Here is a 14,491-nt window from a genome sequence, read left to right as displayed (position 1 = left end):
GCTCATGACGTTCAGCCCCGTTCAGAAGGTCAGTGCCTATGAGTCGATCGTCAAGCAGGTTGAGAGCGCGATAGAGAGCGGCGAGCTCAAGCCGGGGGACCGGCTGCCGAGCGAGCGCCAACTCATGGGCGACTTTTCCGTGAGCCGCGCTACTGTCCGGGAGGCTCTTCGCGTGCTTCAGGCGAACGACATCATTGAGTCACGGCCCGGAGACCCTAAGGGCCCCGTGGTCATGCCGTACTCGCCGCGGGTGCTGGAGAAGGCAATGGCCAGGCTCGCGAACCTGGAAGGCATCTCCAGGGTGGAGCTGCTCCAGTTCAGGCTTCTCATTGAAGGCCACTCCTGCATGCTGGCGGCAATCAACCGCTCCGAGGAAGACCTCGCACAGATAAGGCATCACGCTGCTGCCCTGAAAGAAGTCGCTGCTGCCCAAGTCGACGGCCCGTTCGGACAGCACGTCGATCGCTTCCACGCAGCAATCCGGCGCGCATCAGGAAACCGGCTGATGGAGGTCTGCGGAACCGTCGTCGGCGGGATTATGACCGACCTCGTGGACCGGCGGCTGTCCGTAGACTCGGACCGCCGTTCCCGGTTGGAACGGAGCGCCCGCGATGCTTCACTATTGGTCGCTGCCATAGCTAACCGCCAGGCCAAAGAAGCAGGTTCGATGGCAGTGAGTAACATCTACCGCTACTACGCTGACGACCTCGATGCCGCAGAGAAACGTGCCCTGGCGGCATTCATGGAAATGCCTCACGGGGTGGAGTAAATGGACGACGGCGGGAGGTCCCGCCGTCGTCCGGAGAACCCGCGGCCGTAGCCAGGTCCAAACGACGCCCCCTGTTCACCGTCCCGAAACCGTTGGAGCCATGCCCGTTCTTCCGCAGCAGGAAGTCTTTTCACGCACCCCCCAGCGCCCCCATCGCCTGGCACATGAATCGACTCAGCTGTACCAAGGAGAACTCCGTGTTCCTGAAAAGCGCCGTCACAGCCCTTGTGGCCCTCACCTCCCTGACCGGAATCGCCGCCCCGTCGGCCGCGAATCCCGCCGACGCCCACGCGCCGGCGTCCGTGGTCCTCGGACAGCCTCTGGCCGCAGCCCACGCGCACAATGACTATGAGCACGGCCGTCCCCTGTTCGATGCGCTGGAGCATGGATTCACCAGCGTTGAAGCAGACGTGTGGCTGGTCGACGGCGAACTTCGGGTGGCACACGACCTCGAGGACGCCAAGCCAGGAGTAACGCTCGAGAGCCTCTACCTCGATCCGCTGGACGAGCTGGTACGGAACCGGGGCCACAGCGTTTATCCCCACTGGGACGGAAGCCTGCAACTCCTGATCGACATCAAGAGTGAAGGGGATGCCACGTACGCCGCCGTCGAGCAGGAACTGGCCGAGCACCGGGACATCATGAGCCGCTACAGCAACGGCACCACCAAAACCGGGCCCGTCACCGCCGTCATCAGCGGAAACCGTCCCCTGGCAACCATGCAGGCACAGGAAAAGCGGTTCGGCTTCTATGACGGACGCTCCGCCGACCTCACCTCAGGCATGCCTGCCGGGCTGATGCCGCTGGTCAGCGACAACTGGACCAAGCTCTTCACCTGGCAGGGTGTGGGCCCTATGCCCGAAACCGAACGCACCAAGCTCCAGGCATATGTTGCCGACGCCCACGCCAAGGGCTACCGGGTCCGCTTCTGGGCCACTCCCGACCAGCCCGGCGCCGCACGCGACGCGGTATGGAATGAACTCTTCGACGCCGGCGTGGACCACATCAACACCGACGACCTTGAGGCGCTGGAACAGTTCCTCACCGCCCGCACGCTCTAAGCCGCCCCACTCAGTAGAAACAGGAACGCCTCCATGCCTTCAAAGACCTTGAAAACAACGACGGCGGCAGCCGTCCTGGCGCTCGCCCTCCTTGCGGCCCAGTCCGCCAACGCAGCCAACAACAGCTCCGACAGCGCCTCCAACAAAGAAGCGTTCACCTTTGGCGTCATCGGCGACGTCCCCTACGGCGACGCCGAAATCGCCAAGTTCCCGTCCCGCATCCAGGACATCAACGCCGACAGCGCGCTGAAATTCGTCACCCACGTGGGCGACATCAAGAACGGTTCCTCGGTCTGCTCAGACGAGTACTTCGCCAACATCCGCTCACAGTTCGACACCTTCGAGCACCCGCTGGTCTTCACCCCGGGCGACAACGAGTGGGTGGACTGCCACCGCACCAACAACGGCGCCTACAACCCGCTGGAACGGCTGGACAAGCTGCGGGAGGTCTTCTTCGACCAGCCCGGCAAGACCCTGGGCGCAACCATGCCGGTCAAGGCCCAGGAGAACCTTGGACTTCCGGAAAATGTCCGTTTCACCCAGAATCGCGTGGCCTTCTCCGTAGTCAACATTCAGGGCAGCAACAACTCGCTGCTTCCGTGGAGCGGCCTGGGCGAAACCACCCCCACGCCCGAGCAGTTGGCCGAAGTTGAGCACCGGACGGATGCCGTCCTGGACCAGATACACGCCACGTTCACTGACGCCGAGCGCCGCAACGACCGCGCCGTGGTGCTGATGACGCAGGCCGACATGTTCGATCCGTCGCTGCTCGCCGCGGCTACGGCCAGCCCCGAAGCGGTCTCCGGGTTCCGGGAGATCGTGGCGGCCATCATTGACGAGACCAACCGCTTCGACCGCCCGGTCTATCTCATCAACGGCGACAGCCACGTCTTTGCCCAGAACCAGCCGCTGGCAGACGGATCGCCATGGCTGGAGATCTACGGCCAGCCCGCCGCGGATGACCTGCAGCGCATCACCGTGGACGGATCTGCCAACGCCACCAACTACGTCAGGTTTACGGTGGCCGGCAACAGCCGCGACGTCGGAGATGTCCTGAGCTGGGAGAAAGTCCCCTTCAGCCAGTAGGCACCAGACGGCAGCGGACGACGGCGGGAAGTCTCAGCTTCTAGCGGTCGTTGCAACACCCAGAGTTTTTGGGAGTTGCAACGACCGTGTCGTCTTTAAGCGACGGATCTTCAAGTAGGAGGAAGTCCACGCCGGAGGAGAAAGAGCAGTTCGCGCTCCAGCTCAGTCCCCGTTTGGGGGTCGACGAAAGATTAAACATCCAATTCTGCTAAAACGCTTGATCAAGCTCAGGATTGAGGTTAGATTACTCGTGATCAAACGCTTTAGCAGAATGGACATCAGCGCCGATGAATCGCTCAGTTTTCTTTAAACCCGCCGACGGTTGGGTGGGAGACCTCATCCCCTTCGAGAAGGACGGGGAGTTCTGGCTCTTCTACCTTCACGAGGTCCGCGCGGACCCGAAGCCGGGAACCTCGTGGAACCTTGTCACCACCAAAGACCTCACGCAGTTTGAGGACCAGGGCGTTTCCCTAGAGCACGGAAGTGAAACGGACCTGGATTTCAACGCCTACACGGGCAGCGTCGTCGTCGATGAAACCGGCGTCCACCATCTGTTCTACACGGGCCAAAACCCGCGCAACCTCGGACCGGACGGTGCGCCCCTTCAGCTCGTTATGCACGCCACGAGCACAGACGGTATGCAGACCTGGGTGAAGCACCCGGAACTCACTTTCGGCGCCCCGGACGGCTACGAGTCCGGCGACTGGCGGGATCCCTTCGTCTTCCGGGACGAGGCCGCGGGCCAGTGGCGGATGCTGCTGGCGGCCCGGCACTCCACCGGGCCGGAACGTCGGCGCGGTGTCATAGCCCAGTGCGTCTCCAGCGACTTGGTGACCTGGCAGCACACCGAACCGTTCTGGGACCCGCGCCGCTACATCACCCATGAATGCCCGGACGTCTTCTCTTGGGGCGACTGGTGGTACATGGTCTACTCGGAGTTCTCCGAATCCTTCACGACCCGGTACCGCATGGCCAGGAGCCCCGACGGCCCCTGGAGCGTACCGACCCTGGACAGCATCGACGGCCGTGCCTTCTACGCATCCAAGTCCGCCGAACGCGACGGACGCCGCTTCTTTTTCGGCTGGATCGCCAGCAAAGAAGGCAACACCGATGACGGGCCCTGGCAGTGGGCCGGCACGATGTCGGTCCTGGAAGCCCGGCAAAACCCCGACGGAACCCTGGGATTCGCCTTGGCCGCCGAACTCGTTGACAGCTTCTGGGAGGACGTCCCGGTATCCCTGACGAACGAGCTGCCGACACGACTGGACGTACCGGACGGGTACACCGCCATCGTCTCCGACGAAGAACTGCCCAGCCAGTTCTACGCCACGGCAGTCCTGGACATCGGCCCCAACACCACCGAATGCGGTCTGTTGCTGCGCTCAAGCCAGGACGGGGACCAGTCCTACGTTCTGCGCCTGGAACCGAAGCGCGGCCGCATGGTGTTCGACCGGTGGCCGCGGAAAGTCACCGGTGACGCGCAGTGGCATGTCTCCGGGGACACGCCATTCGACATCGAACTGGAGCGCCCCTGCGACCTGACTCCCGGAGAGCACACCCTCGAACTCGTCGTCGACGGGGACCTGTGCGTCGCCGTTTTGGATCGGCAGGTAGCTCTCAGCACCAGGATCTACGACCTGCCGGCGGGGCGGATCGGCGTCTTCGCCGGGGAGGGGTCCGCAACTCTTACCGAACTTCAGGTACGTAAGCGCACAGACACCTAAACACCCACACCACTTTCGGCTCGAATCAAAGGAGATTTATCCCATGAAGAAGCTATTCCGAACAGCTGCCGTGGCAGCGGCCGCAGCCCTCGCTCTGGCCGGATGCGGCAGCGGAGGAGCCAGCGACCCTTCCAACGTCAGTCCCACCGGGGAAGTCAAGCCCCGTGAGATTTCATGGCTGCTGTCCCGGCCGGCCGACGGGGCCGTCATCAACATCATGAAGAAAATCGCGGACGACTACGCCAAGGACCACCCGGGCTTCTCGCTCAACCTGATCACCACCCCGGACAGGCCCTCCTACATCCAGAAGCTTGAGACCCTGGCCGCCGCGAACAAGCTTCCCGAGCTCTTCGACACCGACGCCACACCCTTCGCCCAGCAATTGGCCAAACAGGGCAAGATGGTCGACGCCGAAAAGCTGCTCAAATCCCTTGGCGTCTACGACAGCTACCGGCCCAGCGCGCTTGACTACCAGCGCTTCGACGACGGGTCCCTGAACATGATTCCATTCCAGTTCGAGCTGGAGTTCATCTGGTACAACAAGGCCCTGCTGCAGCAGGCCGGCGTCCCGGTGCCAAAGTCGCTGGATGACATCCCCGCGATGTGCACCGCCCTGCGCGGCGCCGGCATCACACCGATCGCCATCGACGGGCAGGACCAGTGGCCACTGGAACGCTACGTGGCCTACCAGGCGTTCAGGGAGGCGGGTCCCGACTTCCTCCAGAAACTGAAGAGAGGCGAGGCGAAGTTCTCCGATCCTGCCGGGAAGAAGGCCGTTGACTGGATGGCTGCGCTCGGAAAGGCCAAATGCTTCCAGGACGGCTTCTCCTCGCAGGGCTACTCCGATGCCCAAAACCAGTTCACTTCCGGCAAGGCGGCCATGTACAACATCGGCACGTGGGAACTGCCAAGCCTGGCGACAGACAAGCTGAACCCCGAGGTTCGGGACAACATCGATTTCATGACCCTCCCAACAACTGAGGGATCAGTCACCGCTGCCAACGAATACGTCTCGCCGTCCGGAATCGGCATGGCCGTGAACTCCAAGACCTACGACCCGCTCGTAAGCGACTTTCTGAAGTTCGCACTGACGAAGTACCCCTCGGAGTATGCGGCCACCGGCGCGCTGTCACCGACGACCGACGTGCAGACTGCCACCCCGGCGAATGCGACTCCGCTGTACAAGAAAGCCCTCGAGACGGCCAACGACCTCGGCGACCAGCAAGCCATGCCATGGGATACCCAGCTGGACCCGACGACTGACTCCCGGCTCAAGCAGGAGCTCGTGCTCCTCGTCCAGGGCGACATCACGCCCGAACAGTTCACTAGCACGATGGACAGCACCATCGCGCAGAACGCACCGAAGTTCTTTAAATAACACGTAGCGGTGGGGGGCTTCGGCCCCCCACCCGAAAGGCCTCGCCATGCTCCCCAACAGGTCGCGACTTTCAGTCCTGGTATTCCTGCTCCCGCCACTGCTTCTCTACGGCGCAGCAGTACTGATCCCGATTCTCCAATCGCTGTTCCTGAGCTTCTTCTCCTGGAACGGCATCAGCGATATGGAGTTCGTGGGCCTCACCAACTATGTGCGGATGTTTACCGGAGACGACATTTTCTGGCGCTCCTTCTTCAACGCCCTCGGTTATCTCGCCATCTGCCTGGTCCTGCAGCTCGGCGGCGCCCTTCTCGTCGCCAGCCTCCTGACCTCGCTGCGCCGCGGCCGCGAACTCATTAAGACTCTCTACCTGCTGCCGGCAGTGATCTCAACCGTGGCAATCGCGTTCCTGTTCGTGCGCATCTACTCGATCGAACCGGTCGGCCTTCTAAACCAGCTGCTGCACTGGATCGGGCTCGGCGCCCTTGAACACGCATGGCTCTCTGACGTGAACACCGTGCTTGCCGCGGTATCGGTACCGGAAGGCTGGCGCTTCACCGGCCTCTACATGCTCATCCTCTACGCGGCATTGCTGTCTGTTCCGCTGGAACTTGAGGAAGCCGCCCGCCTGGACGGCGCGTCGCGGTGGCAACTGTTCACCAAGATCCGTTTCCCCCACATCCGGCCCGTCTGGATCACCACCACCATCATGGCGACCACCTACGGCCTGCGCGGATTCGACATTCCCTACCTGATGACGAACGGTGGCCCCGGACAGTCCTCGGAGCTCCTGACCACCTATATGTACAAGACAGCATTCACGAGCACCGACTTCGGATATGCCAGCACCATCGCCGTATTCATCGTCGTCGAATGCCTGGTTGCCGTAGGACTCATCCTCTTCATGCTCAAACGAAAGGCGGACGCATGACCGCGCCAGCAGCCCCGGTTACCAGGGCCATCACAGCGCCAGCCCCATCAGACAGCCAGCCGCCGCTCCGCAGGCGGCGGAAGCCCAACCTGTTCAGCACTCTGTCAAGAGTGCTGATTGCCCTCATCGTCATCGTGCAGGTCTACCCTCTGGCCTGGCTGTTCATCACCAGCCTTCGCACCGAGCACGACTTCGCGACCGGGGACCCCTTCGCCCTGCCCACCTCGCTTACTTGGGAGAACTACGCCCGCGCTTTCGAGACTGGCAACCTGGGGATGAACATCCTCAACAGCTTCATCGTCACAATGGGCGCGAACCTCCTGATCGTGCTCCTGGGAATGATGGCCGCCTACGCGCTCCAGGTCCTGGGCTTCCGCTTCAGCAAGTTCGTCCGCGGCCTGTTCCTGATCGGCATCATCGTGCCGGTCCAGATCTCGCTCGTACCGCTCTTCATCGACTACTCCACGATCAACCTGCTCGACACCTACCCGTCGATGATCATCCCCTTGGCTGGATTCGCCCTTCCCATGTCGATCTACCTCTTTTGCTCCTTCTTTGAGTACATCCCGCGGGAAACGTACGAGGCGGCGTCTCTTGACGGAGCGGGACCGTACCGCATCTTCGGACTTATCACCCTGCCCCTGTCGGTAAACACTGTTGTGACGGTCGTGCTGGTCAACAGCATCTTCATCTGGAACGACTTCATCTTCGCCAACACCTTCGTCCTCTCCGAGGAACTGAAGACCATCCCGCTGGGTCTGCAGAACTACATCGGAGCCATGGGCAAAACCGACTGGACAGCCACGTTCGCGGCCGTCTGCGTCACCATCACGCCCCTGTTGCTGGTCTTCCTCGTGCTCAACAAGGCCATGATCCAAGGCCTTGAGAGCGGGGCGACCAAAGGATGACGGCAGGAACAGACGGATATACTCCTGAAGGAGGGCACATGATTTCGCAGGAGAATAACTCGGTCACGCCGCTGGGGGCGGCTGCCCCGCTGGAACGTCCCCCACGCACTCAACCCGTCACCCTCCGGCAAGTTGCCGAGGCCGCCGGTGTCTCAACTGCCACCGTTTCTCTGGTCGTGAACAAGAAGAAGGCCGCACGAATTTCCGACGAGACCCGCAAGCGGGTGCGGGACGCGATCCGGGACCTGGGTTACCGGCCAAATGCCATGGCGCAAACCCTGGTCAGCGGCAGTTCCCGATTCATCGGCCTGGTCGCCGACGCCATCGCCACCACTCCTTTCGCCGGCCAGATCATCCACGGCGCCCAGGATGAGGCCTGGAAGCACGGCTACGCCCTTCTCATCGCCAACACCGAAGGCAACCGCGAACTTGAGACGGACGCGATCGCGATGATGCTCGAGTACAAGGTCCGCGGCATTCTTTACTCAACCTGGTTCCACCGAGCCACGGACGTGCCGGCATCTCTCCGGGAATCGGACTTCGTCCTCGTCAACTGCTTTTCTGCGGAACACGGCGCCAGAGCTGTCGTCCCGGATGAAATACAAGGCGGACGTTCAGCCACCGAAATCATGCTGAAGCATGGCCACCGCCGAATCGCGTTCATCAATGCCACCATCCCCGCCCCAGCAAAGGACGGACGACTCCAGGGCTACAAGGAAGCGCTGGAAGCCGAAGGCATTCCGTTCGATGCGGGCCTGGTCCTGGAGGCCTATCCAGATCAGGAAGGCGGGTACGGAGCGACCGAGGAACTCCTCAAACGCGATGTCACGGCCGTGTACTGCTACAACGACCGAATGGCGATGGGGCTATACGACGGACTACGCGAGCGCGGGCTCGCCATACCAGACGACATTGCAGTGGTGGGATTCGACAACCAGGAAGTCATCGCCGCCCACCTCCGGCCACCACTTTCCACCGTATCTCTACCCCACTACGAACTGGGCGCCGCCGGAGTGAGAATGCTCCTGGGCCTTGAAGAAGCACAGGCCACTGCCCCCACAAAGATCTACTGTCCCACTGTGGAACGGAACTCGGTACGGGCACTGGCCCCCGCCTAGCCACCGTCCCCCAGCCCTCGCGTCCGAAGGCGGCTGGTCGGCGTTGAAGGTTTTTTACTGCGTCTCCAGTGGAAACTCAGCGACGCTTGTAAATCCTCATTGTGGTGACTGCCCAACGGGTCCACCATGATGCTATGAACGCTGAAACACCCAAGGCGGCGGAGTTGAGCCTTCCCCAGGCTTTCCTCCTTCTGGCTACGAACGACAAAAACGGCAAACCTGAAGTGCCCTTGTTCGCACTCAGGACCACGGTGGCAGGGGCAATATTGGCCGAGCTGGACCTGCTCGGTGCGGTCGGGCTGCAGGGGAAGTATGTCAGGGCTACCGGCACCGACCCCACGACGGACTTCCAGCACGAACTGGAGCTCATCCGCGGCAAATCCCGGCCCCGCACCCCCAAATGGTGGGTCTCCGTGCTGGACAGCCGCGCCGAAGTGCAGAGCGTCTACGAGGGAATGGCATCACTGGGCATCGTGGAACATGTCGGTGAAAAGCACCTGAGCCGGTTCCGGCCCGTGCGGTACCCGCATAAGGATCACGCTCCGGAGGCGGCGCTACTTGAAAAGATCGAGGCCGCACTCAGCGGTGCGCCGGCCGATCTCGAAGCGCCTGATTCCGAGGCCACAGATGCTGAGGCGCCTGATTCCACGAAGCCTGGTGCCGGGGCGCCTGATGCCAAGCCTGACGCCAAGCCTGATGCCAAGACGCCCGATGTCAGGACCACAGTGCTGATCGCCCTGCTTCAGGCAGCCGGACTGCTCGGCAAGCTCTTCCCGGCAGCAGACCTAACCCGGGCAAGTGAGCTGGCGAGGGACTACTGGCCCACCCGCGCCGCGGAGGACGAACTTCGTCTGACCCGACTGGCGGAGGAAGAAGCCGCTACCTTGTGATGCTGCCTTAAGGTGCCGGAAACGGCGAACGGTCGACGGCGGGACGTCCCGCCGTCGACCGCTTACGCCGCTGTTTTTGGCAAGCGTGCTCCATCGCCTTGCTTGGGCCATTGAGCCAGATACGCGCCGCATCCACTGATCAGGCCGGGAGCCACCCTCACGACCGGGGAACGAATGACTCTAATCGGGCCGGATCAGATGAGGCCGAGCTCGGCGAAGGCGGCAACGAGACCTTCCTGACGGGGAGGAGCGGCCGTGCGGTCGGCAAGCGCCACCAGCTCCGGGAGCGATCCTTCGATGGCGATGCCGACGCCCGCGTAGGCGATCATCTCCAGGTCGTTGGCACCGTCGCCCACCGCAATCGTGTCCGCTTGGGCGATGCCCAGATGGGCGGCGACGGCCGCGACGCCGTCGGCCTTGCTGATTCCGCGCTGGTACAGTTCTCCCGCATGCCGGCCCTCGTCCGCCACCGAATTGGCGACCACTGCAATGTCCCCGCCGATTTCCCCGACCAAGCTCTCCATTGCAACGGGGGAGTCAAACACGGAGACCTTAGCGAACGGCACGTCGGCACGGTTGGAGGTGGTGCGCACCGCCCGGAGGATGTCGGACGAACCTACCGGGCCTTCGGGTGCCTGCTCGAAGTGGGCGTCAAGGATGGCCCGCAAACGTTCCAGCGCCGCAGGTGGTACGTGCAGCGCCTCCTGCGCTTCCAGGACATATACGGCGTCGTGCGCGTCCAGCGCCCGGACCGTCCTGGCCGCAAGATCCGCCGGAAAGCGCCGGTCCACGAGGACCGTCCCGGCCACCTCGGCGTAGGCGCCGGCGCTGGCCACGAGGCCGTCGAAACCCGCGGCGAGGATGCTCGGGGGCAACATAGACACTGGGCGCCCCGTGCACAAGAAGACTCGGTGTCCGGCCTGCCGCGCCGCCTGTACAGCGCGCACATGGCCTTCAGGTACGACGCCGTAGTCCGCGTAGGTGCCGTCCACGTCAAGGAAGACAGCCCGGACAGTTCCAGTGGTGCTCAGCGTTGCGCTCATGCTCCCGGATCATACCCACCCGCAACATCCCGACCTAACGGGTACCTCATCACGACGCGTCTGCGCCCAGGGCGACCGAGGGCTGGTGAGTCGGACGACGGCGGGACGTCCCGCCGTCGTCCGCCACACGCTGGCTGATCCGTCCGTTCTCCGAAAATGCACCGCAAAGGCGCCACCCGTATAGTTTCAAGCCCGGCCGTAATCCTTCCCTGATAAGGGAAACAGCCGGATTGCATTGCAGGAACAAGGAAATCGCAGGACCTACGGAGGCGGATCTCTGATGGCGGGAATGCCACCAGCCACGGTTGAAGTGAGTGACAGCCTGGTCCAGGGCCTCGTCCGGGACCAGCGGCCCGACCTCGGCGACCGGCCTTTAGCGCGGGTTGCGAATGGCTGGGACAACGCGACCTTCCGGCTCGGCGACGACCTGGCCGTCCGGCTGCCGCGCAGGGCGGAGGCCGTTTCGCTCATACTGCATGAGCGGCGCTACCTTCCCGACATAGCCCGCCGTTCCCCGGTTGCGGTTCCTGTCCCCGTCCATGCCGGCCAGCCGACGTTGGACTTTCCTTGGCCGTGGAGCATCGTGCGGTGGGTCCCCGGAGCCGCCGCGGCGGACGTCGGCCCGGCAGAACGCGGGCCGGCCGCTGAAGGCCTGGCCGATTTCCTCCTGTCCCTCCACGTGCCCGCCGAATCCGGCGTCCCGGTGAATCCATTCCGCGGCGTGCCGCTGACGGACCGTGACTCTGCGGTGGTGGAACGGCTCGGGGACCGCGAACGCTACCCGCAGGCAGCAGCATTGGGATCGGTGTGGGCGCAGGCCTGCGCCGCTAAAGCGTGGGATGGTCCGGCGATGATGCTCCACGGGGACCTTCACCCGGGAAATATCCTGCTGGCCGACGACGGCTCGCTGGCCGGCGTCATCGATTTCGGCGACGTCGGGGCAGGTGACCCAGCGGTCGATCTGGCGGTGGGGTGGCTGATGTTCGACGCCGGCGCCCGCCACCGCTTCATGGACGCCTTTGGCCCCGCAATGGAAGGGGACACCTGGATGAGGGCCCGCGGCTGGGCTCTCATCCTGTCCACCGCCATGCTGAGCAACTCCGACGATAATCCGCGGATGTTCGCCGTCGGGGAGTTCGGGATCAGGCAGATCCTGGAGGGCTGACCTTGCTGCAACTCTGATGCCGGCTTTATTGTCAGTGCCTGCTGACATGCTGTGGGTATGGACAGCAGAGCGGTTGCGGAGACGTTGGAGGCCATGGCGGCCTCCCTGGTTGCGCTGGCTGCATTTGCCGGTCGCGCGGCCGGGAACGACGCCGGAAACCTGGCCTCGACTGGTGCTGACCCTCTCCAGGAGGAAGCGGACGCGTGCCTGGACGGCATGGCTGTGGTGGCCCGCGTGGAGGCCGGAATGGCCGCCCTGAAAGTGCACTTCGCCGGCGGATACGCCCACGCTGCCGCAGCCATGGCGGCCCCGGCCGCCTCCCCGCAGGAGCGCACCGCCCAGGAAATGGCGGTGACAGCGGAGGTGGCCTGTGTCCTGACTGTGAGTGAAAGATCGGCAGCGGCCCTCCTGGCAGAGGCAGCCACCCTGATCACCGGGTTGCCCCTGACGCTGTCTGCGCTGCGGTCAGGGAGCATTTCGTGGCAGCACGCGCGAGTGATGTGTGATGAAACATCCGGTCTGGACCCCGCCGCGGCTGCTGCCTTGGAGGCTCATTTCCTCGACCCCGAAGCTCCCTTTGCTGCGCGTGGCTGCCCGGCGGGACAGCTGGTGCCGGGTAGGTTCCGGGCCAAAGCGCGGAGCTGGCGCGAGCGTCACCATCCTGTAAGCATCGAAGCGCGCCACAGCAAGGGCGTGCAGGACCGTCGGTTGGAATATGTCCCGGACCGGGACGGCATGGCCTGGCTCTCTGCCTACGTGACCGCGGATGTGGCCGCGGCTGTTTGGTCGCGTGCCACGGAAGCAGCGCGTGCCCTGCAGGGGCCGGCCGAATCCCGGACTCTGACCCAGCTCCGTGTGGACGTCGCCGCTGACTGGCTGCTGGTGGGGGTGGCGGCAGGAACCCCGTCTCCCAAGGCACAGGTATTGGTGACTGTTCCGGTGTTGTCGCTCCTGGGCGCCGTGACGGAACCGGCCACGCTGGATGGGTATGGTCCAATTCCGCCGAGCATGGCCCGTCGGCTGGTCGCGGATGGTGCCGGATCATTCCTGCACGTGCTGACGGATGCGCGCAGCGGAGCGCCGCTGGAGATCGGACGCACCAGCTACCGGGTCCCGAAGGCGATGCGCCAATGGTTGCGGCTTCGGGATGGCCGGTGCCCGTTTCCCGGCTGCAACAACCACTCCTTGGATAATGAAGCCGACCATCTGCTGGCTTGGTCCGAGGGCGGCGGCACCGGCATCTCCAACCTGGGCCAGCCATGCCGGAGACACCACAGACTCAAACACACCACGTCGTGGAGGCCGGTTGACGCCACCCGGGACCAGCCACCCGGCTGGATCTCACCTGCGGGACGCTCCTATCCCAGCGAACAACAGGACTGGGAACCACCACACTGGCCGGACAACCCCGGGCGCGCGGGCGAAGACCCGGAGTGGGAACCGCCCGACTGGCCGGACGTACTTGCCTGTGCCACCGGTCTCGGACAGACCGGGCCACCACTACCGGTCGATCCCTTGCCGGACTGGGCGCTATCCATCGCGGCGTAGGATCGACGCTGCACCGTCCTGCCCGCAGCGGACCCTATACTCAAGAGTCCAATCCGGACGGCCTTATCGGGGGAGACATGGACGACCGAACTAGTGTGCCTGCACAGGAAACGCACGGACTGCCGCTGGTGTACCTGGAAGTGCCGCACCAATCCGGTTTGCAGGGTGCTGCGACATCCAAACTCCTGAATACGGGGCTTACTGCGGCTGAAGCTCACGTCGTCTCGGAACCAGCCCCCGTCCAGTACGCCACCACATCACAGAAACGCGCCCGGGATCTCTTGGGTGTTACGTGGATCCTGGCGTGCATTACCGCAGGCGTGCTGTTTGGCGTCTACGAAGACGCAGCTGACGGACCCTACCCGGGGGAAGCGGACTGGGCGCTTGTGGTGCTGGGAATCATCGCGCCATTCGCTCTCGTCTTCAGCTTCTACCCGCATTGGCAGGGATGGCGGCACAAAAAGCGGCACAAGGCGTGGCTTGCCCGATTCATCGCATCATGGCCGCTGCGCGAAAAGCTGGCCAGCGTGGAGAGCATCCCAGACGTGTGGCAGCGCATCACCGTGGGCACCATGGCTGACACACTGGTGGCAGATCGCGAGGCCATACTGCTGCAGGGCGGCGACGCATCAGGGGAGGTTCCCGCCCGGTTGCTGTCCGACGCCCTCACCGCAGTGGGCACCTATGCCCGGGCGGCAACTCAGGATCCAGACTTGCAGGCGGCGGCCCAGCAGGCTGTTGACCGGTTTAGCGAGCTGGCCGGACGACGGCGGGAACACCCCCCGCTGTCAGACCCACCGTCAGTCCCCGGTCAACAGCTGCGGCGGCGCCGCAACGGACCCTTCAACGACGTCGGCAGCCTGCCGGAATAGC

At 63.8% G+C, this 14,491-nt stretch carries 13 protein-coding genes; 12 read left to right on the top strand and 1 reads right to left on the bottom strand.

Annotated elements, in window-relative coordinates:
* The first annotated feature begins 4 nt into the window (after positions 1–4).
* The 9 genes from J7I79_RS24550 (at position 5) to J7I79_RS01405 (ending at position 9,862) form a co-directional block, all read left to right on the top strand.
* Entirely contained in the window at positions 5–769 is a 765-nt protein-coding gene (locus tag J7I79_RS24550) for a FadR/GntR family transcriptional regulator (RefSeq protein WP_214949322.1), read from the top strand.
* A 197-nt stretch (positions 770–966) separates the two neighbouring features.
* Positions 967–1,830, top strand: a complete 864-nt coding sequence (locus tag J7I79_RS01440) for a phosphatidylinositol-specific phospholipase C/glycerophosphodiester phosphodiesterase family protein (protein WP_214949318.1) — start codon at positions 967–969, stop codon at positions 1,828–1,830.
* Between the two features lie 33 nt (positions 1,831–1,863).
* Entirely contained in the window at positions 1,864–2,916 is a 1,053-nt protein-coding gene (locus tag J7I79_RS01435) for a hypothetical protein (protein ID WP_214949316.1), read from the top strand.
* 287 nt (positions 2,917–3,203) lie between these two features.
* Positions 3,204–4,640, top strand: coding sequence for a glycoside hydrolase family 32 protein (locus tag J7I79_RS01430; RefSeq protein ID WP_214949314.1), 1,437 nt, complete (start codon positions 3,204–3,206; stop codon positions 4,638–4,640).
* A gap of 43 nt (positions 4,641–4,683) precedes the next feature.
* Positions 4,684–6,018 (top strand): ABC transporter substrate-binding protein, encoded by a 1,335-nt coding sequence (locus tag J7I79_RS01425; RefSeq protein WP_214949311.1) that lies wholly within the window; start codon positions 4,684–4,686, stop codon positions 6,016–6,018.
* A gap of 46 nt (positions 6,019–6,064) precedes the next feature.
* Positions 6,065–6,946 carry a carbohydrate ABC transporter permease gene (locus tag J7I79_RS01420; protein ID WP_214949304.1) on the top strand — a complete coding sequence of 294 codons (882 nt, stop codon included), beginning with the start codon at positions 6,065–6,067 and terminating at the stop codon, positions 6,944–6,946.
* Positions 6,943–7,854: a carbohydrate ABC transporter permease gene (locus J7I79_RS01415; RefSeq protein WP_251042254.1), complete on the top strand. Its 912-nt coding sequence runs from the start codon at positions 6,943–6,945 to the stop codon at positions 7,852–7,854. Before J7I79_RS01420 ends, J7I79_RS01415 begins: the two co-directional genes overlap by 4 nt.
* A gap of 38 nt (positions 7,855–7,892) precedes the next feature.
* Entirely contained in the window at positions 7,893–8,972 is a 1,080-nt protein-coding gene (locus J7I79_RS01410) for a LacI family DNA-binding transcriptional regulator (RefSeq protein WP_214949301.1), read from the top strand.
* 134 nt (positions 8,973–9,106) lie between these two features.
* Entirely contained in the window at positions 9,107–9,862 is a 756-nt protein-coding gene (locus J7I79_RS01405) for a GPP34 family phosphoprotein (protein WP_214949299.1), read from the top strand.
* Positions 9,863–10,056: 194 nt separating this feature from the next.
* On the opposite strand, the gene J7I79_RS01400 is transcribed toward J7I79_RS01405, so the two are convergent.
* The gene (locus J7I79_RS01400; RefSeq protein WP_251042253.1) at positions 10,057–10,905 is read right to left on the bottom strand and encodes an HAD-IIB family hydrolase; all 849 of its coding nucleotides are present in this window, start codon (positions 10,903–10,905) and stop codon (positions 10,057–10,059) included.
* A 310-nt stretch (positions 10,906–11,215) separates the two neighbouring features.
* Here J7I79_RS01400 and J7I79_RS01395 point away from each other — a divergent pair, with 310 nt between their 5' ends.
* The 3 genes from J7I79_RS01395 (at position 11,216) to J7I79_RS01385 (ending at position 14,490) form a co-directional block, all read left to right on the top strand.
* Entirely contained in the window at positions 11,216–12,070 is an 855-nt protein-coding gene (locus J7I79_RS01395) for an aminoglycoside phosphotransferase family protein (protein WP_311380492.1), read from the top strand.
* A 57-nt stretch (positions 12,071–12,127) separates the two neighbouring features.
* Positions 12,128–13,618, top strand: a complete 1,491-nt coding sequence (locus J7I79_RS01390; RefSeq protein WP_214949296.1) for an HNH endonuclease signature motif containing protein — start codon at positions 12,128–12,130, stop codon at positions 13,616–13,618.
* A 77-nt stretch (positions 13,619–13,695) separates the two neighbouring features.
* Positions 13,696–14,490, top strand: a complete 795-nt coding sequence (locus tag J7I79_RS01385; protein ID WP_214949294.1) for a hypothetical protein — start codon at positions 13,696–13,698, stop codon at positions 14,488–14,490.
* Position 14,491 lies beyond the last annotated feature (1 nt).

The organism is Arthrobacter sp. ISL-69, assembly GCF_018613775.1.
GTDB lineage: Bacteria > Actinomycetota > Actinomycetes > Actinomycetales > Micrococcaceae > Arthrobacter.
Note: the sequence above shows the minus strand (reverse complement) of the source record. Positions and strands in the feature narration are given on the sequence as shown.

What these genes read in the sequence shown, in the direction of transcription:
- J7I79_RS01405 (WP_214949299.1), top strand. Translation starts at nt 9,107, where the DNA reads ATGAACGCTGAAACACCCAAGGCGGCGGAGTTGAGCCTTCCCCAGGCT.
- J7I79_RS01415 (WP_251042254.1), top strand. Translation starts at nt 6,943, where the DNA reads ATGACCGCGCCAGCAGCCCCGGTTACCAGGGCCATCACAGCGCCAGCC.
- J7I79_RS01390 (WP_214949296.1), top strand. Translation starts at nt 12,128, where the DNA reads ATGGACAGCAGAGCGGTTGCGGAGACGTTGGAGGCCATGGCGGCCTCC.
- J7I79_RS01400 (WP_251042253.1), bottom strand. Translation starts at nt 10,905, where the DNA reads ATGAGCGCAACGCTGAGCACCACTGGAACTGTCCGGGCTGTCTTCCTT.
- J7I79_RS24550 (WP_214949322.1), top strand. Translation starts at nt 5, where the DNA reads ATGACGTTCAGCCCCGTTCAGAAGGTCAGTGCCTATGAGTCGATCGTC.
- J7I79_RS01435 (WP_214949316.1), top strand. Translation starts at nt 1,864, where the DNA reads ATGCCTTCAAAGACCTTGAAAACAACGACGGCGGCAGCCGTCCTGGCG.
- J7I79_RS01430 (WP_214949314.1), top strand. Translation starts at nt 3,204, where the DNA reads ATGAATCGCTCAGTTTTCTTTAAACCCGCCGACGGTTGGGTGGGAGAC.
- J7I79_RS01385 (WP_214949294.1), top strand. Translation starts at nt 13,696, where the DNA reads ATGGACGACCGAACTAGTGTGCCTGCACAGGAAACGCACGGACTGCCG.
- J7I79_RS01410 (WP_214949301.1), top strand. Translation starts at nt 7,893, where the DNA reads ATGATTTCGCAGGAGAATAACTCGGTCACGCCGCTGGGGGCGGCTGCC.
- J7I79_RS01425 (WP_214949311.1), top strand. Translation starts at nt 4,684, where the DNA reads ATGAAGAAGCTATTCCGAACAGCTGCCGTGGCAGCGGCCGCAGCCCTC.
- J7I79_RS01420 (WP_214949304.1), top strand. Translation starts at nt 6,065, where the DNA reads ATGCTCCCCAACAGGTCGCGACTTTCAGTCCTGGTATTCCTGCTCCCG.